The following is a 21,715-nucleotide window of genomic DNA, read 5'->3' as shown; positions in this document are numbered from 1 at the left end:
GCATGATTAACCGCTTGAAACGGAAAGTTCAGCAGCATATTTATAAACGACATCAACGTTCAGAAATACGGTTATCTCATAATAATATCTACATACTGCCATCTAAGGATGGCGGTTTTTTTATCGCTGTGGCTTTGCTTAATTTCGTATTGGGGATCAACTATCAGAATAATCTGATACTTGCAGTGTCCTACATTATGGCTGTGATGATGATAGCCGCCCTATTTTTAGGTTTTTTCAACCTGAACAATACAAATGTTCGGTATCTGGGTAGTAATGCTAATTTTAGCCCATATAGTTCATCTATTAGACTCAGTATTTCATCTGGCGCAGAGATCCAATCACTCAGACTATCAAGTGAATACAACCAAACGGCAACCCATATTTCGAAAGTAAGTGATGAAAAAGTTATCGAGTTAGCCGCCCCTGAATTACCTCGTGGTATATATGATACTGGGGTAATTAAAATTCTCAGCTACTTCCCATTTGGTCTTATTCGTACCTGGTCGTATATAAAACCACACGATGTTTTCTACGTTTACCCTACTCCATTATCCGTTATAAACACGGAGTTTAGCTACGGCAATGCATCAAATATCAGCCAAGGCATACAACAGAAAGAACGCTCAGTTGAATTTGACCATCTCGCACAATATCAAAAAGGCATGAGCTTGAGTCGTGTTTCTTGGAAGCATTACGCCAAGACGGAACAGATGTTAGTAAAACAAAACGCGCCAGAGTCTGCTGACTTACACCGCGTTATCTTTGACTATTCTAAGCTTTCTGGTAGCAAGGAAGAGCGCCTGAGCAAGCTCTGTAGTATGGTACTTGACGCCGATAAGCAACAAACAAGTTATGCTCTGTTACTTCAACAAAACAGGATCCCCTTCGGTCAAGGTGAAGCTCATAAACAATGTTGTTTGGAGGCGTTAAGTGAATTCTAGCTTTCCAAAATGGTACTACAGCACGTCATTCTTCTTATGGTTGTTGAGCATTATTCTTGTCGATGATTTTGGTATCGGCTTTGTCGGATTATGTACCGTTTTAACACTGTGGCAAGCATCAAGATTAGTGACTAAGCCAAACATGTTAAGCATTCGCTTTATTAACTTGGTCACTTTACTCGGCGCTATTGCGACGGCCTCATTAATAGGTCTAAAAAACAGCGTGAATGTTTTTGTGGCTCTGATGTTGGTTGCATCGCTGCTTAAGCAAATTCACGCTACGCAAGCTCGCCAATTTACACAAATATGTATTTTGAATTTTTTTACTTACCCGTGCTTATTTCTTTTTACACAAAGTATATTTGCTGCATTTTTGGTATTAATTTTGTTGGCAGTTAATTTAGCTATCATGCTTAATCTTGAGCAAAACCTAAGGTTCAAATCTGCGCTTAAGGTAAGTGCAAAGGGATTGGTATTGGTGCTGCCTGTGGCTACTTTATTAGTCGTTTTTTTACCAAAACTCCCAGCATTTTGGCAGTTACCTGCACCGCAGAATCAAGCAAAAACAGGGTTATCTGAGAATGTAGATCCTTTTAATATCGCAAACCTATCCCAATCCAGCGAATTGGTATTTAGGGCATCATTTGAAAACACTCAACAAACTGGACCTTTCTATTGGCGTGCGATTATTCACGATGAATTTGACGGACGACAATGGAAAGTTTCTGAGTATCAAGGTACCAATATTAGAGCATTACCCAATGAAGCGACTGGTACAGCGACTATTATTGCTCAGCCTAGTCAACTTCCTTGGTTATACGGCCTAGCATACTCGTATTCGAGAAGCGCTAAGTTAAATAGTAACGTATTTGGTACGGTTTATTTAAAAAACCTATCGGCAAAACCTGTCGAGTATCAAATCGATTTCACTGATTTTGAGCCACAAGATTCGTTGAGACCCTGGTATTACAGGCGCAACACCGCATTACCTGACGGCATTAATCAACAGGCAAGACAACTGGCGCGCGATTGGGATAGCCAATCGACAACAACGAGCCAATTCATTGAATTAATGCAGCGCTATTTTTTGCAAAATGGTTTCGTCTATACCTTAACACCAACTACAACCCAATCGGACGATAGAATTGATGACTTTCTATTTAACTCGTTTAATGGATTTTGTGGTCACTATGCCTCCGCAGCTGCATTTTTGCTACGAAGCGCGGATATCCCTGCTCGCTTAGTATCAGGTTATTTGGGCGGTGAAAAAAATGACAATCAAGGCTATTACAGCATTTATCAATATGACGCACATGCTTGGGTTGAGTATTTCACACCAGGAGTTGGCTGGCAGCGCTTAGATCCAACTGCTTGGATTGCTCCAGAAAGAATGACAGGAAGTCTTTCTCAATTAGAGCAATTATCAAGCGAGTTTAAAAGTGGTTTAGGCTACAGCTTAATTGGACTGTCTAATTGGCAGTCTATTAACTGGTTACGATTACAGCTTGAAGAACTAGACTATCAGTGGACTCGTGTCGTTATTAATTTTGATAAAGAAAAACAAGGTGCATTGTTTAAGGAATGGTTCGGTAGCAGTGGCCAACTTTGGGCGGGGATATTCTCACTGTTTATGCTGCTTTTGGTTTCAATCGCATTATTTTACCTCAGTAAGCGGTTCACTCAGCATAAACGCCCTATCGAACTTGTCTATTACAATGCTATAGTGTCCGATTTCAAAGAGCAGCTAAGTGGCACAACGGCGAAGCAGCATATTGCTGAGTTGTCTAAGTTATTTCCTGAATTAGAAGTATCACTTTGGCAGTTTTATCAGTTAATTGAAAAGTCACAGTATCAACAGAAACCACTCACCAAATTTGAGCTTAGTGAGTTGAAGATGTTGTACAAATCAATAAAAAGAAAGGCAAGAAAATAGTATGAATGCTGTTATTTTGGGCGTCTTGCTCATGTTGGGGTTAACCCTATGTAGAATAAATGTGATTGTCGCTATGACCGTCAGTGCAATGGCAGCAGGTTTAGTGGCCGGTTTGGATTTGAAGACAACCTTAAACGCCTTCAATGATGGCTTATCTGGAGGAGCAGAAATAGCTCTGAGCTATGCCATGTTAGGTGGGTTTGCAGTTGCTATTTCAAAGTCTGGCTTGACGCAAATACTCGCGCAAAAGCTTCTTAGATTAGTTAATGCCAATGATAGTGAAGGCTCAACTTTCTTAAGCATGTTTATAATGGTCATTATTTTGGCTTGCTCAATTGCGTCACAAAACCTTGTGCCTGTCCACATTGCGTTTATTCCGATCCTCATTCCGCCGCTATTAGTCGTACTGAACAAGCTGACGATAGACCGCCGTGCGATTGCATGTATTTTAACGTTTGGCTTAGCGACCAGTTATATGGTGTTGCCGTATGGATTCGGTGGCATTTACCTTTACTCTATTTTGCATAAAAACCTAGTAGACAATGGTTTAGAATTGGTTAAGTTTGACGTGCCTTATGCTATGGTGATCCCTGCGCTTGGTATGTTGATAGGACTGTTGGTTGCCGTTTTCATTACTTATCGTAAAAAGCGAGTTTATGAAATGAGTCAACAGCAAAGTACTCAATCAAGCACGGTACCTGAAGGCCAAGAAGCAACTAAAGTGATGATCGTCGGCGGCGCAGCAGTGTTGGCTTCTCTCATTGCTCAAAATATCAGTGGCTCAATGATATTAGGTGGGCTTGTTGGTGTGATGATTTTTAGCCTTTTTGGTATTGTGAAATGGGAACAAAACTCCGATGTTTTCAGCAAAGGCGTAGCGATGATGGCCATGATAGGTTTTATCATGATCTCTGCTCAAGGCTTTGCCTCTGTCATGAAAGCAACGGGCGATGTGACAAGTTTAGTAGCAAGTTGTGCCGATTTTGTTGGCGATAATAAACCACTTGCTGCAGCAATGATTCTACTTGTTGGTTTACTTATTACCATGGGAATTGGCAGTTCATTTTCAACCGTGCCAATCATTGCCACGCTATTTGTACCTTTGTCTCTAGAAGTTGGTTTTTCGGCTATGGCGACCGCAGCCTTGGTGGGAACAGCGGGAGCACTGGGTGATGCGGGCTCCCCAGCGTCAGATTCTACACTTGGACCAACCTCAGGACTTAATGCCGATGGACAGCATGATCACATCTGGGATTCCGTAGTACCAACGTTTATTCACTTCAACATCCCATTATTATGCTTTGGCTGGATAGCCGCAATGGTGCTATAGACTTCTTATAAATCGGAAGGTACCAAGCCCGTCAGCTTTGGTACCTTTAGCTCATCTCCCTTGTTGCTTTTATGAGACCGATAATTATAAGAGTTTAACCAATTCAATTAAGCGAAACCTCCAATTATTGAAACTTACACCTATGCTGAGTGAGTCGCTCTCTTTTGAACACCTTATATCGCTTGTTTGCGAGTACAAAATGCCCTCTCAAAAGACTTTATTAGCGACTATCAAATTGCAGAAAGTGGTCTACACTCTGATAAAGAATGATAATTAGCTAAGGTACTAACATAGATGATAAACCCGAGTACAGAAAAGCGATATGTTCAGTGATAGAAAAAAGTTATTTTATACAAAAAGCTGGTGATTGCTTTTAGCAAAAAAGTTGAGTTTGAAACGATTAAGGTTTTGGTTGCCTCTGCATTAAATAATTTTAAACTTGAGAAAGCCAAAGCTACAGATGCCCTTTCGACACTAATTGATAATTCTTTTCTGTTAGAAAGATTTAATGCGCTAATACAGGGGTAGCTATGAGTGTACCTATCATATTGGTTGATGATGAAGTTGATATTCTAAAGTCACTAAAGCGCACTTTGCGTTTACTACATTATGAAGTTATATATACCGAGGACCCCAAACAAGCGCTAAGTTTGATAAAGGAGCACAAACCTCAAGTACTGATCACTGACTTCAAAATGCCTAGTATGAATGGTCAGGAGCTTATTCAGGAAGCAAAAAAGCATGATCCTAATATAGAATGCATCGTCCTTAGTGGGCAAGCTGACTATAATGATATGAAGTCACTAATCAACGCTAACAATACCTTTAAATTTTTATCCAAGCCTTGGAATAATGAAGAGCTTTACACAACGGTTGAAGCGGCACTCACTAATCATCACAAAAACGAATTAAAAACCCAGATATTGCGCAGCAATAATACGCCTTTAGTGGAAGTTAATAGCATTGGTAATGTTATTGACTGCAATTACGCCTACACAGAATTAGTTTTAAACGAACTAAATAAAGGTAATTTTTTTCAACTGTTTAATTTTGAAAGTGATAAATGTCTTGATGACTTTGCTGAACGCAGAATTGCAACACTAACAAGCTCTAGGGTACTATGCCAAGTTGAGCTCAAGCTAAAAACAGAGTCAAGCTACTTACTTATCATCAAGCCCCTTTCCAACCAGCAGGATCAATACCCTAATTTCTATCAGAGCAAACTTAGCTTTCTAGAGCATATTAATCGCACTGATAATTCTGTCATGATCTGTCTTAAAATTCGTGACTTGCTTGTTAAGAATATTATTTCTAATACCCCGATATATTCAGATACTTTAAAGAAAATAATAGATTATGCGCTACTAAGTGAAACAACTCGTTTTTCTATGCTTGAAATCAGTTTTGATCAAGCAATATTTTGGTTAGATTCAGTACAAAGTGAAATTGAAGTTCATAAATTTTTAGATGAGCTGATCGACTCAATTAAGCAGTTCTTCGTTCGCAAAAATATCCAAATCAAATTTGCCGCCTCTTATACTATGATTGAGCCCAAGCAGCCACTGTCGGAGGCGATAGACCGCCTAGTGATCTATACCCAATTCGTCTGTGAATCTCGGACTGACTTTTACATGCGTTATTCACAATCGCTGCTTTCAGAGAAGCTAAATGAGCATAAAGTGTCTGAAGCATTATTCAACGCTGTCGATAATGGTGAATTTTATCTAAGGTTTCAACCAAAACTCAGTTTAAAAGAACATTCGATCAATAGCTGCGAAGTGTTGATCCGTTGGAAGAACAGCCAGTTTGGCGCTAACTCACCGGATTATTTTATTCCGTTGGCAGAAAAAGACGGACAAATAGTTAAAATAGGAAATTGGGTGCTAGAGCAAACGTGTATCGCACTGTCTGAGTGGCGAAAAGAGGCGCTTAATATTAAAAAAGTTGCAGTGAATATTTCACCTTATCAACTCTCCGACCCTGACTTTGTACAAACCATGTATTCAATTATCAAAAAGTATTCACTTCAACCAAAGCAATTTGAATTAGAAATCACCGAGAATTTTGTTTTGGAAAACCTCGAGCAAGCTAAGGCTAAATTAATACAGTTAAAAGAAATCGGATTCTCTATTGCTATTGATGATTTTGGCAGAGGGTATTCCTCTTTGGGTTATATTTCAAAGTTGCCAGTAGATGTTATTAAGATTGACAAAAGTCTGATAGAAAATATCGACAGTTCCAAATCGGCTCGTGATCTTGTCCAAAATGTCATTCGATTAGTTCATGACCTTGGATTAAAAGTTGTTGCTGAAGGGATAGAGACCGTCGAGCAGCTTGAAATTTTAGAGCAGTTACAATGTGACGAAGTACAGGGATATCTAATCGGAAAACCTGTTTTGTTTGAGGAGCTTACTCACTATGTCTATTAAAAACCAAGTACCACGGATTGTACTCGTTGATGACGATGAGTTAATGTTGAAGTCGCTCTACCGTCACTTCAATATAAGTATGGAAGGTGCAGATATATTGACCTTCTCATCCCCTAAACAATTTATTGAATCCCTAGATACGTTAACTAGCATCGATATCTTAGTTAGCGACTACCTTATGCCGGCAATTAATGGTGTTGAATTAATCAATATTGTGAGACGTCGCTATCCGCAAGTCCTCACCGTATTGTTAACCGGTGATACTACAGGAAAAGTACTGTGTAAGTCGTCAATTTCCGCGACCTTTATCGTAGCTAAGCCATTTAGAAGAGAAGAATTTGATGATGTTATTACTGCATTTTATCGACTCTGTGAGTTGCCATTAAGTGAGTCTATAAAGCAGGCGTTAAATGAAACTTTCATCCAAAACGAATTGCCTATTTTGCTAAGTAGAATTGAGGATATTGATTTAGATTTTCATAAGCTTGAAGCGATGCTTGAACAAGAAGTCCTCATTCAAGCTAAGTTATTCCACTTATGTAACAGTGCTTATGTCGGGTTATCGACAAAGCAATACTCCTTGTCTACCGCAATAAAGACACTCGGTGTGGACTTAGTTTCCGCAATTATTGTCTCTGCGTGTTATCACAATATGGTCGCAGCCAGATACAATATCGTAAACTGTGAGCAGTTAAGTGATATTAACTTTAGAAAGGTTAAGTTACTAAAAGAATTGGTACAAAAACGACGTGATTCATCAGTTGACACCGAGCGTATTGTTTTTATTCAATCTCTATTATTTCTTGGTGAGTTGGGCTCTGAAATAGTCCAGCTTATAACTGAAAACCAATGCCACTCCCCAGGGGGCTGCTATACAGAGAAATTACATATGGCCCTCTACACCGCTACCTTAATAGGCTACGAGTCAGCCATCACTGATGAACTGTATGCACTCATTGAAGCCTTAGAAACGGGAACCTCAGATAGTAATACCACTACATTGTTGTTGCTTACAGATACAATTACCAATAAGGAAGTGAATCAAGGCGTCATCGACATGTTTTGTGATCAAAAGGGCCTAGATTGGTTGGAGCTTTTCTATGAACTCAGAAGTAAATACTTTAGCTAGTTATAACATACTGATTTTAGACGATGAACTGTCTGTACTTAACGCATTAAAGCGACTTATAAGTCTGCCGCTAGTAGAAGTTGTCTGTTTTGACAATCCGTTTGAAGCACTTGAGTATTTAGACTCGCACCCTGTTCAGGTTATTATCTCCGATTTTAGAATGCCAATTATGAATGGCGGAGATTTTCTAAAACGAGCCAAAGAAATACGCCCAGGTGCAGTAAGCTTGATTCTCAGTGGTTATACTGACTCCGACATACTTATTGATATGATAAATAGCAAGGTTGCACATAAGTTTTTGTGTAAACCATGGGAGAACGACAAATTACTCGCAGAAGTCAACGCAGCAATAGATGTGTACAACCACAACTATTTTAAAACAGTGTTGCAAGAACAACTTAAAAAGCGTGATTGCCCTCGGGTCTTAATCAATAATGAAGGTCTAGTTGTCGAAGATAATCTCAGTCACGATATAGAATCTCAGATACTTGCTGAATTTTCGGCATGCTTTAGTGGTAACGGTATCTACCACACCCCTCTTGGTGTTTTAAGATGTGAGATCCGTAGTAATCCAAAAGACGAAGAGTTCTATTTGATCACTATTGAAAAGGTTGATGTTGCAGATGAAATAAACATCTATGAAGTGATCAATGAGCTTCTATTGTGCTACTCGATAAACCCTTTTTTAACTTACTATGCGTTGCCAACCTGCGAGCTCACCTCAGCGAAACTCGCTGCTGCGGCCCATGAAGTTTTTAGAAACTATAAAATACTACCTTCACCTACACATCATTATCTGTTCGTACTGGATAACATTGAAAATTCTTTATTGTCAAGAAAACAAATAGAACTAGAAATTCAGCTGGAAAAGTTACTCAATACTGCACTGCCTCACGAAATACAAAGTAACACGACTCAGCTTACCGAATTTTTAATTAATGGGGAGTGAGCGTGGATACTTTTGCAAAAGTCGAATTAACACAGGATTTAGTCGAATCAAGTTTTCCACTCGCTGACCTCAACACCCTGCTCACTTCTCTATCAAACTATTTTGATGTACCAATTACTTTGGTTACCGTCATTGAAGGTCAATGGCAACACCTAATCGCCAAGCATGGGATTCTTGTTGATAAAACACCAGAACAAGATGCTTTTTGTAAGCGCTTAATCAAGCATAACAAATCACTACTGATTCCAGATACTTCCTTAGATGAAAACTATGCAAACAATCCTCTTGTTACTGGTGAACCTCACATTCGCTCATATTTGGGTGTGCCTTTTCGGATCGATGGCAAACCAATTGGTGGTGTATGTCTAATCGATACCAAACCAAAGAATTATGCCGAGCGAGATATTCATTTGCTCGAGACAATTAGCGGCCTGATCACCACTATTTTGGAGCTACAAAAAAATTACTCGCTATACCTTGAGGATCAAGAGCTAATCCGCTTTTCACCAATCGTATTAATAAAATGGAAGTACAATAATGGGCTTCACATTCGTACCGTATCTCCTAACATTGAGCGCGTCATTGGTATTGACACTTTTAACTTATGCTCTGGTGAAATACATTTTGAAGATTTACTTACTGAATCAAGCGTTGAGAAGTTTCATTTTAACTTGCAAAACCATTTAGCTGGTTTAGAAGCGTCTGAAATTTTGCTAGAGATGGAACTGGATTCAAAACAGATCTGGATCCGAATGATCACGGTGGCGCATTTTAACCACGAAGGCAGAATGACGAGTATCCAAGCCTTTATTACCGAAAATACCGCACAAAAGTATACTGAAGACAAGCTCAATGAAACAAACCGGCAGATGCGTTTGTTATTAGAAGCTTCAGAACTTGGAACATGGGATTGGAATATTCCAGCAGATATAAACAAAGTAAATAAAAAGTGGTGTGATATGCTTGGGATCGAATTTGAATATGTCGAAACCAGCGTTAATTATTTCCGTCAGCTTATTCACCCAACCGACCGTAGTCATGTAGAAACAAATCTAGCTCAGCACCTACAGGGGCTAACTGATGCCTACACCACTTCTTATAGAATGAAACATGCTGATGGACACTGGGTATGGATTGAAACCTATGGCAAAGTGGTTGAGCGTGATAATAGCGGTAGAGCACTACGTCTTGCTGGAACTCACCGTGATATTACCGACCGAATGGAAGCCCAGCTACAAGAACGCAAGCAAAAGCAGTTGCTGTCGTTTATCAGTAAGGCACAGTCAGCCTATTTAAAGACGGGTGATCTTTCTAAATCATGCCGTGAAATTCTAGAAGAGCTCATTGACATTGCTGATAGTCAATTTGCGTTGATCGGCGAACTTGAACATTCCGCTGGTGTACCTAGGCTTTTTATCCATGCAATTTCGGAGATGCAGTGGAATGATCTAAGCTCTCAACTGGTTCAGCGATATTATGATAATGACCTCTATTTTACTGATTTTAATAATTTATTTGGTTCGGTTATCCTAACGGGAGAGACCGTCATTAGTAATGAACGAGGTAAACATCCTGCATCGAAAGGTACGCCAAAAGGACACCCTAGGATCTCTAAGTTTTTAGGGCTACCGATAAAGCTCAATGGTGAGTTAATCGGTATGATTGGGCTTGCGAATAAGTTTTTTGACTATACCGAAGAAGATGCACAATTCTTACAACCACTAGTCGACTCTCTAGTCGGTTTATACTATGCGGTTAAACTCGATAAAGAGCGCCAGGAAGCGGAAAACAAGCTGCTTGAGCTTGCGATGACCGACACCTTATCGGGCCTGCCCAACCGACGTGCCTTTATGGAAAAAGCCGCCGAAGTTGGTGAGATTTCCTTCCCCTATTTAATTGGTATGGTCGATATCGATAACTTTAAGTCTATTAATGATACTTACGGTCACGATGCTGGTGACAAAGCCATTAAGCTGATTGCTCACACTATAAAGGACGCGCTACGCAGTGATGATTTTACCGCGAGAATGGGAGGTGAGGAGTTTGCATTTGTGTTACTTGATGCTACATACGGATCGTCTAGTTCGCTGATTGAAACCATAAGAAAGTCAATATCTGACTTAGAAATTACCTTGTCAGAAGAAAAAAGCATCCATCTCACGGTTAGTATTGGTGTAAAAGCAGTACTTCCCGAGATGGAAAAAATGTCTATTACTGGACATCTAAACGATGCTGACAAAGCATTGTACGAGGCTAAACGCACAGGCAAAAACAAGGTAGTTTGGTTTAAATAATCAATATATTAACTCCACCGCTTTGAACTAACAGATAATGACAAACCAAAAAAGTGACCTATTTTTCTTTAATGAGTTAAGTTCGAGAAGGAAGGTTTGATTACATCTTCCTATACTCTTTAACTGCTGCAGATATCATAAATTTTTAATTTATCAGTATGATGTGTTCTTTATGTAATATTAAATATAGGGCTTAGCCCTATATTTGCTTCATAGATAGATTATTAAAGATAAAACTAGCTATCAAAGCCATTTAGCATCTTGTCACAAACCACAGGAGTTGGCCTATGATTGTCATCCACGGCAACAAAGGTAAAACTGCCTGTAATTGCTAAGTGTTTATCATCTTTGTGCATTCTTTCAAGGTAAATTTCAACATCAACCTTTAAGCTAGTATTACCAACATGCACCACTTTCGATACTAATTCCGCAAAAGTACCTGCCGGAATTGCCTCTTTGAAATCAACTCGGTCTGAAGAGATCGTTACCAAGGGTTTGCGACAAAAACGCGTTGCAGCAATAAAGGCAACTTCGTCCATCCAAGCCAGAGCGTCACCACCAAATAAGGTGTTGTGATGGTTAGTACGGCCCGGGAATACAGTCTTTGTTACGTGTGTGATTGAGCTTTTAATGCGTTGCTCAACAATGGCTTGTCTTTGTTCGTCTGTCATTTTTGTACTGCTTTATCCGCTAGTGTATCATTCATAAGTAGAGCTGGGTCGAGTCGCTCCCCGAACCAATTAAAGCGCCAATCCAAATGCGGGCCTGTTACCCTACCCGTTGCGCCAATTTCTGCGATTTTATCGCCTGTTTTTACTGTATCACCAACTTCAACGTCCAGTTTACTCAGGTGGATATACGTAGAAGTAATTCCATGACCGTGGTCAATAATCAAAGTGCCGCCACTGTAGTAAAGATCTGGATTTGCAAACACCACTTTACCCGATACCGGCGCTAAGACTGGTTCACCGGTTTTATTTGCGATATCCAAACCAAAGTGTGGGCGTCTTGGCTCACCATTAAAATATCTTTGACTACCATAAACGCCTGAAATACGGCCCTTCGCAGGTCTAAAAACAGGGTCTTTAAAGAATAATAAATCCGAATTACCTTGCCTTGCTTTTGATACGGCTTGTGCTTCTTCACGTATGCGCTTTAGCACCGACTCTGGTGGCGAAACATACTTCTTAGCAACACCTGTGATCTTGTCTATATCGTAATCTCGTTTCGTGATCACTATCGCTTGGCGATGCTTTTGGCCATCATCAGATTGCCAACTCAAAGTATGGTTAAGTTCTGCGTCACGGCCAAAACCAAACACAAAATAGCCATCTTTAGAGCGCTTTAATTTGGTCTCGTTTAGTTTTATCTCAGTTGCATTTTCAAGCTTGCCGACGACTAAGCCACCTTGTGTAAGGTTACCTTTTAATTCAAGCGCCTCAGCAAATAATGTAGTGCTCGCAAGCAATATGACAATTGCACGTTTAAGCATACGCAATCGCTCCTTTTCCAACCCCTTCGTACGCCCTTACTTCAACCTTATCATGTGGGTTTTGCAGCTTTATTTGGCCAGCAAGATACTCCGCAATACATTCAACTGTTGTATCACAAGGTAATATATCGCAACGTGATTTGCTGACCGCCAACTCAAAATATCCCTGCGACGAGGTATACGCGAACGCATAATCTTTATCTTGAGCGGTTACATACTTAAGCAAACTAGGATCAATTAAATCTTCTTCACTACCAAGATAAATATCTTGCCATTTATCCGCCCATTGTTTTTGTAATCTAGGCATGCTGATATCATTTAGCTTCACACCAATCAATGAGCGGTGACCATGAATAATACGTTGACAGTTACCATCGTGTTTCTTTAAGCCATGGCTATAGTGATAATAAAAGCCTGTAGCGGCCTCTGGACGCAATGTTATATCTAAATCTTTCACGTTTTCAGGCATATGCGGCATAATAACAGACTTAAGGTAAGCGATTGCATTGGCTGCATTGATTTCATCCCCTTCCACTACACAGACCGCTTCTTCCGGTGCATTCATGGCTAAGTGATTTCCATCAAATTGCATATCAAATCCAAATCGGCCTTCACTGTGCTTTGCATTACACACAAGCCCGCTGGGTACCGCTAATTTATGGTCCAGCTTTTCGTCGATAATACGTTTGATTTGCTTTTTAACTTTTGCAAAGTCTAACACCATAGACTCTTCGTTTAGCTCACCATGCAATACAATATCGGTGATCCAACTTTCACCTACCGCGCCACGACGTGGGCAAAGGTACGAAAAATCAATTACGGTCAAAGAGTCAACAAAAAGGAGCATAGATCACCCAAAATAGCCTGCTAAAAAATCATCCCAGATTATAATGATTTTCACATTATAAATCGCCCCTAATTGGAACTGATTTGCATTTAATCTCTTCAATTTTTTGAAATTTAATCAAATAGACATATCTTTAGCGCAAAATTTACAAGTCTCCGTACGCTTTTTAACTGTTCGGAGTTGTTTAGCGTACATCTGTACGCTAAAGTAGCGTCAATTTGCAAGCTAAGAAGAAGATTTATGGAACCGAAGAACAGCTATACAAAAGAAGAACTTATTTTATGTGGTCGCGGAGAAATGTTTGGTGAAGGCAACTGCCGCCTACCTAGCGACAACATGTTAATGATGGATCGCATCGTTCAAATTAATGATGACGGTGGTGAGCATGGTAAAGGTCAAATTATTGCTGAACTCGACATCAATCCTGATCTGTGGTTCTTCGATTGCCACTTTAAAGGTGATCCAGTAATGCCTGGTTGTTTAGGTCTGGATGCAATGTGGCAATTAGTTGGCTTCTTCCTTGGTTGGTCTGGTGGTCCTGGTCTTGGCCGTGCACTCGGTGTGGGCGAAGTAAAGTTTACGGGTCAAATCTTACCAACTGCTAAAAAAGTGACTTATCGCATTGAAATGAAGCGCGTTATCAAACGTAAGCTATTTATGGGTCTAGCAGATGGTATCGTCGAAGTTGATGGTCGTGTGATCTATGAAGCAAAAGATTTGAAAGTAGGTCTTTTCCAAGATACCAGCGCATTTTAACTTTTGAGCTATTATCGTTTAATAGCTTTAAAAACACACAAAGCCCCATTTGGGGCTTTGCTCTCCTAAAATTCGGTATCAGGTTTTAAAGATGTTGCGATTATCCATCGCTTCTCGCCATCCGCCTAACCATTCTGATCTGTGTTCTACTTGTTGATAGGGACAATTTTCTTTCGACCGACCGGCTAATCCTGCCTTAAATCCTTGTGAATGTGCTCTTTCTAAACGGTCTCTTTTCTGTCTCTTCATAGGTAATATCCTCACCTTTTTCTCGTTCAGCATTAGCGTTTCTAATACTGCGTAGTTCAAACTTAAGCGAACGTCACTCAAAACGAAGATAGTGACTTACGATGTAATGACAATTCGTACTAACAATTTAAATTAAAGATTTTATTGAGAAAAGTTAAACACGAGCGACATCGTATATTATACAGATGCGCTACTTACCGATGAGATTTGGCCAAACCCATACCTTCAATAAATCACATCTCAGCGAGTCATGCAACGATCAGAAATGTAATTCTTGTACAGCTGAGCACAAAAAGCATAATTATTTTACTTTTATATAGATATCTAGATATTCAAGACTTAAATTATTGGTTGATGATCTTGTTTTTCTATATTTCTCTGTAAAAAAACATTCATAATATAGTAATAAAAAGAGGCTGGACGAATCCAACCTCTTTTCAATAACTTGAGTTTTTAAATCGAGCAAAGCTCAATTAAGCAGTACTATCTTAGCTTGCTTTAATAACCTCTACACCACCCATATATGGTTTTAGTGCATCAGGCACAATAATTGATCCATCTGCCTGCTGGTAGTTTTCTAAAATCGCAACTAGAGTACGACCTACCGCTAAACCAGAACCATTAAGAGTATGAAGTAGTTCTGGCTTCTTCTCACCACTACGGCGGAAACGCGCTTGCATACGGCGCGCTTGGAAGTCCCACATGTTTGAACAGGAAGAAATTTCTCTGTAGGTATTTTGCGCTGGTAACCAAACTTCCAAATCGTACGTTTTCGTCGCACCGAAACCCATGTCTCCAGTACAAAGCACCACTTTTCTGTAAGGTAAGCCAAGTCGCTGTAAAATTTGTTCAGCGTGACCTGTTAACTCTTCAAGCGCTGCCATAGAATCTTCAGGTTTTACAAGCTGGACAAGTTCAACTTTATCAAACTGGTGTTGACGGATAAGTCCGCGCGTATCACGACCGTAGCTACCTGCTTCGCTTCTAAAACAAGGCGTGTGCGCCGTCATCTTAATCGGCAGCTCTTTTTCGTCATAAATAACGTCACGAGCGCAGTTCGTTAACGGTACTTCTGCTGTTGGAATTAGACTAAAGCCATCTTGGTCTTCAGATAATGCTTCTGTATGGAATAAATCTTCTGCAAACTTAGGAAGTTGACCCGTGCCAAACAAGCTCGCTTTATTTACAAGATATGGTACATACATTTCTGTATAACCATTTTGCTCAGTGTGAGTATTCAGCATCAGTTGGACAAGTGCTCTATGCATACGTGCTACGCCACCGCGCATCACTGTAAAGCGAGAACCACTTAGCTTAACACCAGTTTCGAAATCGAGGCCCTTATCAAGCGCTTCACCAAGGTCAACATGATCTTTAACTTCAAAATCAAACTGCTTTGGTTCACCCCAAGTGCTTATTTCAACATTTTCTGATTCATCAGCACCTGCTGGTACCTCTTCAGCAGGAAGGTTTGGCAACGACATTGCGTAGTCATTAAGTTCAGCAAGAATTTTATCCTGCTCTTCTTTTGCCGCACTTAATTGGTCGCCCAAGTTTGCAACAGCATCTAGTAAAGGTTGAACGTCTTCCCCTTTCGCTTTAGCTTGACCAATCGCTTTGGAGGAACTGTTACGCTCACTCTGTAATTCCTGAGTTTTGGTTTGTAGCGCTTTGCGCTTTTCTTCTAATTCGGTGATCTTAGCAACATCGAGTTCAAAACCACGCTTTTTCAAACGCGCAGCGGCTTCCTCGATGTCTTGACGAAAGTATTTAGAATCTAACATTGTTTTTTTAACCTTTTTGCATGATGAGGCAGAGACCAACCCAGGCCATAAAGATACACGCCACCACGTTTAATGTGACGTTAAACGCCATTTTCATATATTGCCCTTGTTGAAGTAACAACAAGGAATCCATTGAGAATGTAGAAAAAGTAGTCAGCGCACCTAAAAAGCCAATACCTATCAACGTTTTAGATGGAGAAGCTGAAATAACTTCTTTTTCAATTAAACCGTAAAGCACACCCATCAATAATGAACCAAGAATATTAACGATCAACGTCCCAAAAGGGAATCCCTTACCTAAGAGTTTTATCGACATATCGCTGATAAAAAAGCGTAACATTGCACCAAACGCTCCACCTAGCGCGATTGTGAGATAATTTATCAGCATCGCTACTTGTACCTCTTGGTGCTACTTTGTGCATTTTGCGCCTGTAGATAGTTAAGCTTGTCAGCTATTTGTTTCTCAAGTCCCCTGTCTGTCGGATGATAATATTGTCGCTCTTGAATGGCTTCTGGAAAGTAATTTTCTCCAGCTGCAAACGCGCCGGGTTCATTATGTGCATAACGGTATTCTTCGCCAAAACCCAGCTCTTTCATTAGTTTTGTCGGTGCATTTCTGAGATGTTCAGGTACGGGGTAATTCGGATCACTTGCAGCATCGCGTTTAGCTTGATTGAACGCCATGTAGACCGCATTACTTTTCGGCGCACTTGCAAGATAAAGCGTTGCCTGTGCTATCGCACGCTCTCCTTCGCTTGGCCCAACACGATGAAATATATCCCAAGCATTTAACGCAACTTGCATCGCTCTTGGGTCTGCATTGCCGATATCTTCGGTGGCGATCGCCAGTAATCGCCGTGCAACATAGAGCGGATCGCCTCCGCCTGCTAATATTTTGCAATACCAATAAAGTGCTGCATCTGGTGCGCTGCCGCGAACTGACTTATGAAACGCTGAGATTAGATCGTAGTATAAGTCGCCCTTATTGTCATAACTTGATAATTGGCTGGGCAACACTTGTTTTAGTACAAGTTCATTCACCAAATGAGTGTTTGAGTTTGGCTCAAAACTTAAGTCAACCGCCTGTTCTAGTAGATTAAGCGCCTTTCTCGCATCTCCCGAAGCGGCTTTGGCGATAAGTTCAAGTGCGCTGTCATCAATGTTGATGGTTAATTTCGACAGTTGTTCATCACGTGACAACGCGTCTTTAAGTACTTGACCTAATTCATCCTCTACAAGTGATTGCAGAGTATAAACACGCGCGCGAGACAAGATCGCATTATTTAGTGCAAAAGATGGGTTTTCAGTGGTCGCGCCAATAAAAATAAAGGTGCCATCTTCAATATGAGGTAAAAAACCGTCTTGCTGGGATTTATTAAAGCGATGTACTTCATCAACAAATAACAGCGTACGTCTACCAAACTGAGCTAATCGATTTTTAGCATCGACGACTGCTTCACGAACCTCTTTAATTCCCGCGCTAACAGCGGAAAGCTTAATAAGCTCTGCATCCGCATAGTTGGCAATGATCTCAGCAAGGGTGGTTTTACCCACTCCGGGTGGCCCCCAAAGGATTAGGCTATGACAGCGTCCAGATTCAATTGCACGATAAAGTACAGAACCCTTAGACAAAATATGGCTCTGCCCAACATAATGCTCTAACGAGGTTGGCCGCATTCTTGCGGCCAACGGTCGTACATCTGGTGTGAAATCAAACCCTAAACTAGTCACTGCCTCTTTGGTCGTCTACGACCACTCCTTGTGGAATTGTAAACTCAAACAAACTCTCTTTTACTGGCGCATTGACTTTGCTTTCCTTAAAGCTAAAAGTAGATACTTGACCTGAAATATCATTCACTTTCAATAGCGCTAAGCCGTCGTTTTTATCATCAAAACGCAGTGTTAATTGCTCTACCTGCGAGTCTACTTTGTTTTTTGGCGTGATCAGATATTCTTGACCATTAAGTGCTACATTGTACTTCAACCATTGACTGTCCTCTTGGGTCGTAAGTAGCACAAATGGCGTAGTATCAATAAGTTTAGTCGTATCTAGGATGGTCACTTGCTCAGCAAACGTATCGTAGTAATAGGTTGTTGCTCCGCTTGATACAAATAAAGTGTCATCCGGCATCTCTTGTTGCCAGCGGATTTTTAATGGCTGCGCTAAGGTTATCGCCCCTTCACCGGTTTGCAACTCATTGCCATCTTGATCTTTAACGATTTGCTCAAACTTACCTTGAAAACTGGTTAATTCAGCCAGTCTTCCTTTTAGACTTTGCATCGCAGCCTCATCAGCCCACACAGGCTGAATAAAAAGGTTTGATAGTACCGTTAGCAATGCAATTTGCTTAAATTTTTTCATTAATTGGCTCCACCTTTTACCAATACATCTCGTGCACCATTGTGACCAGGAGCGCTTACCACTCCCGACATTTCCATTTGCTCAACTAATCGAGCGGCACGGTTATAACCAACTCTTAACTTACGTTGTACACTCGAAACAGACACTTTGCCTGTTTCAATAACAAACCCAACGGCTTCATCATAAAGTGGGTCAGACTCTTCATCCCCACCTTCCGGTGCTTCGCCTGGTAGTAAAATATCCTCAGTTGCTTCACCGCATAGAATTTCTTCTACGTAGTTTGGTTTACCTCTTGCTTTCCAGTCACTCACTACCGCATGCACTTCATGATCGTCAACAAACGCGCCATGTACACGAACCGGAACACTCGTTCCTGGCGGCAGATAGAGCATGTCACCCATACCCAACAGGTTTTCTGCGCCTTGTTGGTCTAGGATTGTACGTGAATCAATCTTACTTGATACTTGGAACGCCATTCGCGTTGGTATATTCGCTTTGATCAAACCCGTAATGACATCCACTGATGGGCGCTGTGTTGCCAGCACTAAATGTATGCCTGCCGCTCGTGCTTTTTGTGCAATACGTGCAATTAACTCTTCTACTTTTTTACCAACAATCATCATCATGTCGGCAAATTCATCTATAACGACCACGATACTCGGTAATTTATCTAGCTCTTGTGGTTCATCCGCCATACCGTCTGTATCTTTAAAGAGTGGATCTAAAATTGGGTGACCCGCTTCTTTAGCGTCTTTAATCTTTTGATTGTAGCCTTTAAGGTTACGGACACCGAGTGCAGACATCAGCTTGTAACGGCGTTCCATTTCCCCCACACACCAACGTAGCGCGTTTGCTGCCTCTTTCATATCGGTAACCACTTCACACAATAAGTGCGGGATACCTTCGTAGACTGAAAGTTCGAGCATTTTCGGATCTATCATGATCATTCGCACATCTTCTGGTGGCGACTTATATAACAAGCTTAAGATCATGACATTAACGCCCACTGACTTACCAGAGCCTGTTGTTCCAGCCACCAGCAGGTGCGGCATTTTGGCTAAATCAGCAACGACCGGCTGGCCTGCGATATCTTTACCAAGCACCATAGTCAAAGGAGATGGATTTTGTTCAAACTTAGGAGCATCTATCACTTCGGACAAACGTACGATTTCGCGGTGTTTGTTAGGCAACTCTAAACCCACATACGTCTTGCCTGGGATAACCTCAACTACACGCACACTAACTGCAGATAATGAACGTGCCAAGTCCTTTGCTAAGCCGGTGATCTTGGCCACTTTAATGCCCGGCGCGAGATCTAACTCAAAACGCGTAACGACAGGGCCTGGATACACACCTACTACTTGAGCCTGAACATTGAAATCTAATAGCTTGGTTTCAACTAACCGCGAGACCTGATCTAGCTCTTCTTGCGAAATTGGATTTTTAGCCTTGTCTGGCCTATCCAACAGATCTAATGAAGGCAATGGATCCGCAGGTGGTTGAGCTTCTAGAAGCGCTTCAAATTGCTCTTTAGCGCTTGGTGGAGGCTGATAACCATTGGCCGTCTTTTCAGGTGCTTTAGGCTTAAGAGGCCTTGCCGGAGAAACCACTTTGGTTTCATGCACTGGTGCTTCATCCAAGGCATTTAAAGCCGCGACAGTATCCAGTGGCTCATCTTCTATTGCAGAAAAGTTGATTTCTTGCTCTAGAATATCATCTAGCTCATCGAACACCGACGGCTCTTTCTTCTCTTGTAGATCAGAGTGCGGTGCAGACGAAGTTTGAGGTGTAGATTCAGTACTCGTTTTGCGGAACAATTTATCTTTTAATTTGCCTAGTCCACTGGGTTCTTCTTCAGCATCGAAATCTATATTAGTTTCTGTATCAGTTTGTTGCTGGAGAGCCTGCTCGAGATCATCTTTTCGCTCGGTAGCTGTTATTGGAGTCTCAGTTTCTAGTTTATCCGTGCTGATGCCAGCGGTCTCAGGTTTCTGTGAAATTGGCTGCGTTTGCTCTATATTGCGCTCAGCTGTCAGTCTATCACGTAACCATCTACAGCCGGCAAGGACCTTTTCACCCAAATAATCTACGAATTCAACCCAAGACACACCGGTAAGTAATGTCATTCCTGCAAAGAAAAAGCACAGTAACAGTATAGAGGTACCAGTAAAGTTAAAGGCAGGCATCATGGCCCCTGCAACAACATCGCCAACTACCCCACCAGATGAGAAATTATAGATATCATCAAAGTTGATACTGCTGATTGCACTTGCAGAGGTGATAAACAGTGTTGCGCCAATAAGACGTAAGCCAAGTGTGGTGTAGTCTAATTGCAGTAGCTTATGCGGCTTTTTAAATAGTAAGTAACCAAGAAACTGCAGCGCCGCTGGGATCAAAAACGCCAGCCAACCGAAACTCAGTAGCATAATGTCCGCCAGCCAAGCTCCGGCAGCACCAGTTATGTTGTTTACTTTTATGTACTCACCGGATTGAGTCCAAGCAGGATCGGCTGGGTCGAAACTTATCAACGCACACAACATAAATATTGCTGCAGCCGTGCTTACAATCAAACCTGTCTCTAAGAGGCGTTGCACACCATTTAAGCGCATTGTAATTAAACCTTTTTTCTGTTTCTTTTCCGGGCAATTAAAGCCCAAAACGTCAGCAAATTAGTGATTTGCGTTAGTATTGCTGTATATACTTACACCTTACCAAGAAATACCTCAAGGTGCACAAGGTTTTATTACTTCTCCCTCTTCTCCTTTTACTTCTTCCATGACCACAAAAGTTCGACTTTCACTGATGTTTGGCAGTTTAAGTAAAATTTCTCCTAACACTCCGCGATATTCGGACATATCGGTCACTCGTGTTTTCAATAAATAGTCGAAACTACCGGACACAAGATGACATTCAATAATTTCGTCATGCTGCTTTACTGCTTGATTAAATCTATCGAATACATCAGGCGAATTTTTATTCACTGTAACTTCAACAAACACCAAAAGCCCCTGTCCAAGCTTAGCAGGATCGACTACGGCTTTATAACCGCGAATAAATCCTTCTCGCTCCAGCTTTTTAACGCGCTCTAAGCAAGGCGTCGCGCTTAATCCGATGCGTTTCGCTAATTCAACATTAGAAATTCTGCCATCTTTCTGAAGTTCTACTAAAATCTTTCTGTCGATCCTGTCTAGTTGTTGATACATAGTGTAGTTTTTTA

The 21,715-nt window shown here is 41.0% G+C and carries 18 protein-coding genes; 8 read left to right on the top strand and 10 right to left on the bottom strand.

Annotated features, from left to right (window positions below; translation table 11 throughout):
* The first annotated feature begins 14 nt into the window (after window positions 1–14).
* From DRB05_RS17750 to DRB05_RS17720, 7 genes are all read left to right on the top strand, one after another.
* Window positions 15–944, top strand: a complete 930-nt coding sequence (locus tag DRB05_RS17750) for a DUF58 domain-containing protein (protein WP_240036269.1) — start codon at window positions 15–17, stop codon at window positions 942–944.
* Entirely contained in the window at window positions 934–2,877 is a 1,944-nt protein-coding gene (locus DRB05_RS17745; protein ID WP_128728114.1) for a DUF3488 and transglutaminase-like domain-containing protein, read from the top strand. The genes DRB05_RS17750 and DRB05_RS17745 overlap by 11 nt, the downstream gene beginning before the upstream one ends.
* Window position 2,878: 1 nt before the next feature.
* Complete coding sequence (locus tag DRB05_RS17740; protein ID WP_128728113.1) at window positions 2,879–4,207, top strand: Na+/H+ antiporter NhaC family protein; 1,329 nt, start codon at window positions 2,879–2,881, stop codon at window positions 4,205–4,207.
* 530 nt (window positions 4,208–4,737) lie between these two features.
* Window positions 4,738–6,636, top strand: a complete 1,899-nt coding sequence (locus DRB05_RS17735) for an EAL domain-containing protein (RefSeq protein ID WP_128728112.1) — start codon at window positions 4,738–4,740, stop codon at window positions 6,634–6,636.
* Window positions 6,626–7,765, top strand: coding sequence for a response regulator (locus DRB05_RS17730; protein WP_128728111.1), 1,140 nt, complete (start codon window positions 6,626–6,628; stop codon window positions 7,763–7,765). The genes DRB05_RS17735 and DRB05_RS17730 overlap by 11 nt, the downstream gene beginning before the upstream one ends.
* A complete protein-coding gene (locus tag DRB05_RS17725) occupies window positions 7,737–8,714 on the top strand; it encodes a response regulator (RefSeq protein ID WP_128728110.1) in 978 nt (325 codons plus the stop codon). The genes DRB05_RS17730 and DRB05_RS17725 overlap by 29 nt, the downstream gene beginning before the upstream one ends.
* 2 nt (window positions 8,715–8,716) lie before the next feature.
* Window positions 8,717–11,008, top strand: a complete 2,292-nt coding sequence (locus DRB05_RS17720) for a diguanylate cyclase (RefSeq protein WP_128728109.1) — start codon at window positions 8,717–8,719, stop codon at window positions 11,006–11,008.
* Window positions 11,009–11,244: 236 nt separating this feature from the next.
* Here the strand turns inward: DRB05_RS17720 and DRB05_RS17715 are convergent, their stop codons facing one another.
* From DRB05_RS17715 to DRB05_RS17705, 3 genes are read right to left on the bottom strand one after another with little or no spacing between them, the layout of a single operon-like run.
* Window positions 11,245–11,679 (bottom strand): acyl-CoA thioesterase, encoded by a 435-nt coding sequence (locus DRB05_RS17715; protein ID WP_010372783.1) that lies wholly within the window; start codon window positions 11,677–11,679, stop codon window positions 11,245–11,247.
* Window positions 11,676–12,500, bottom strand: coding sequence for a M23 family metallopeptidase (locus DRB05_RS17710; protein ID WP_128728108.1), 825 nt, complete (start codon window positions 12,498–12,500; stop codon window positions 11,676–11,678). Before DRB05_RS17710 ends, DRB05_RS17715 begins: the two co-directional genes overlap by 4 nt.
* On the bottom strand, window positions 12,493–13,347 hold the full coding sequence (locus DRB05_RS17705) for a 6-carboxytetrahydropterin synthase (RefSeq protein WP_128728107.1): 855 nt from the start codon (window positions 13,345–13,347) through the stop codon (window positions 12,493–12,495). Before DRB05_RS17705 ends, DRB05_RS17710 begins: the two co-directional genes overlap by 8 nt.
* Window positions 13,348–13,587: 240 nt before the next feature.
* Between DRB05_RS17705 and fabA the strand changes: the two genes are divergently transcribed.
* A complete protein-coding gene (gene fabA / locus DRB05_RS17700) occupies window positions 13,588–14,103 on the top strand; it encodes a 3-hydroxyacyl-[acyl-carrier-protein] dehydratase FabA (protein WP_010372774.1) in 516 nt (171 codons plus the stop codon).
* 78 nt (window positions 14,104–14,181) lie between these two features.
* Here the strand turns inward: fabA and rmf are convergent, their stop codons facing one another.
* From rmf to lrp, 7 genes are all read right to left on the bottom strand, one after another.
* Window positions 14,182–14,352, bottom strand: coding sequence for a ribosome modulation factor (rmf, locus tag DRB05_RS17695; protein WP_010372771.1), 171 nt, complete (start codon window positions 14,350–14,352; stop codon window positions 14,182–14,184).
* 488 nt (window positions 14,353–14,840) lie between these two features.
* Complete coding sequence (serS, locus tag DRB05_RS17690) at window positions 14,841–16,136, bottom strand: serine--tRNA ligase (protein WP_128728106.1); 1,296 nt, start codon at window positions 16,134–16,136, stop codon at window positions 14,841–14,843.
* A 7-nt stretch (window positions 16,137–16,143) separates the two neighbouring features.
* Entirely contained in the window at window positions 16,144–16,524 is a 381-nt protein-coding gene (crcB, locus tag DRB05_RS17685) for a fluoride efflux transporter CrcB (RefSeq protein WP_128728105.1), read from the bottom strand.
* 2 nt (window positions 16,525–16,526) lie between these two features.
* Window positions 16,527–17,867, bottom strand: coding sequence for a replication-associated recombination protein A (locus DRB05_RS17680; RefSeq protein ID WP_128728104.1), 1,341 nt, complete (start codon window positions 17,865–17,867; stop codon window positions 16,527–16,529).
* Complete coding sequence (gene lolA, locus DRB05_RS17675) at window positions 17,860–18,498, bottom strand: outer membrane lipoprotein chaperone LolA (RefSeq protein ID WP_128728103.1); 639 nt, start codon at window positions 18,496–18,498, stop codon at window positions 17,860–17,862. The genes DRB05_RS17680 and lolA overlap by 8 nt, the downstream gene beginning before the upstream one ends.
* Window positions 18,498–21,107, bottom strand: a complete 2,610-nt coding sequence (locus DRB05_RS17670; RefSeq protein WP_128728102.1) for a DNA translocase FtsK — start codon at window positions 21,105–21,107, stop codon at window positions 18,498–18,500. The genes lolA and DRB05_RS17670 overlap by 1 nt, the downstream gene beginning before the upstream one ends.
* Window positions 21,108–21,221: 114 nt before the next feature.
* The gene (gene lrp / locus DRB05_RS17665; protein ID WP_010372754.1) at window positions 21,222–21,701 is read right to left on the bottom strand and encodes a leucine-responsive transcriptional regulator Lrp; all 480 of its coding nucleotides are present in this window, start codon (window positions 21,699–21,701) and stop codon (window positions 21,222–21,224) included.
* Window positions 21,702–21,715 lie beyond the last annotated feature (14 nt).

The sequence above is a fragment of the Pseudoalteromonas sp. A757 genome, from assembly GCF_004103285.1.
Classification (GTDB): domain Bacteria; phylum Pseudomonadota; class Gammaproteobacteria; order Enterobacterales; family Alteromonadaceae; genus Pseudoalteromonas; species Pseudoalteromonas galatheae.
The sequence above is the reverse complement of the archived record's forward strand: the minus strand, read 5'-3'. Positions and strand labels throughout refer to the sequence as shown.

Excerpts from the sequence above, each read along its gene's own strand:
- DRB05_RS17740 (WP_128728113.1), top strand. The coding sequence starts at position 2,879 with ATGAATGCTGTTATTTTGGGCGTCTTGCTCATGTTGGGGTTAACCCTA.
- DRB05_RS17735 (WP_128728112.1), top strand. The coding sequence starts at position 4,738 with ATGAGTGTACCTATCATATTGGTTGATGATGAAGTTGATATTCTAAAG.
- DRB05_RS17730 (WP_128728111.1), top strand. The coding sequence starts at position 6,626 with ATGTCTATTAAAAACCAAGTACCACGGATTGTACTCGTTGATGACGAT.
- DRB05_RS17725 (WP_128728110.1), top strand. The coding sequence starts at position 7,737 with ATGAACTCAGAAGTAAATACTTTAGCTAGTTATAACATACTGATTTTA.
- DRB05_RS17715 (WP_010372783.1), bottom strand. The coding sequence starts at position 11,679 with ATGACAGACGAACAAAGACAAGCCATTGTTGAGCAACGCATTAAAAGC.
- DRB05_RS17710 (WP_128728108.1), bottom strand. The coding sequence starts at position 12,500 with ATGCTTAAACGTGCAATTGTCATATTGCTTGCGAGCACTACATTATTT.
- DRB05_RS17705 (WP_128728107.1), bottom strand. The coding sequence starts at position 13,347 with ATGCTCCTTTTTGTTGACTCTTTGACCGTAATTGATTTTTCGTACCTT.
- fabA (WP_010372774.1), top strand. The coding sequence starts at position 13,588 with ATGGAACCGAAGAACAGCTATACAAAAGAAGAACTTATTTTATGTGGT.
- rmf (WP_010372771.1), bottom strand. The coding sequence starts at position 14,352 with ATGAAGAGACAGAAAAGAGACCGTTTAGAAAGAGCACATTCACAAGGA.
- serS (WP_128728106.1), bottom strand. The coding sequence starts at position 16,136 with ATGTTAGATTCTAAATACTTTCGTCAAGACATCGAGGAAGCCGCTGCG.
- crcB (WP_128728105.1), bottom strand. The coding sequence starts at position 16,524 with ATGCTGATAAATTATCTCACAATCGCGCTAGGTGGAGCGTTTGGTGCA.
- lolA (WP_128728103.1), bottom strand. The coding sequence starts at position 18,498 with ATGAAAAAATTTAAGCAAATTGCATTGCTAACGGTACTATCAAACCTT.
- DRB05_RS17670 (WP_128728102.1), bottom strand. The coding sequence starts at position 21,107 with ATGCGCTTAAATGGTGTGCAACGCCTCTTAGAGACAGGTTTGATTGTA.
- lrp (WP_010372754.1), bottom strand. The coding sequence starts at position 21,701 with ATGTATCAACAACTAGACAGGATCGACAGAAAGATTTTAGTAGAACTT.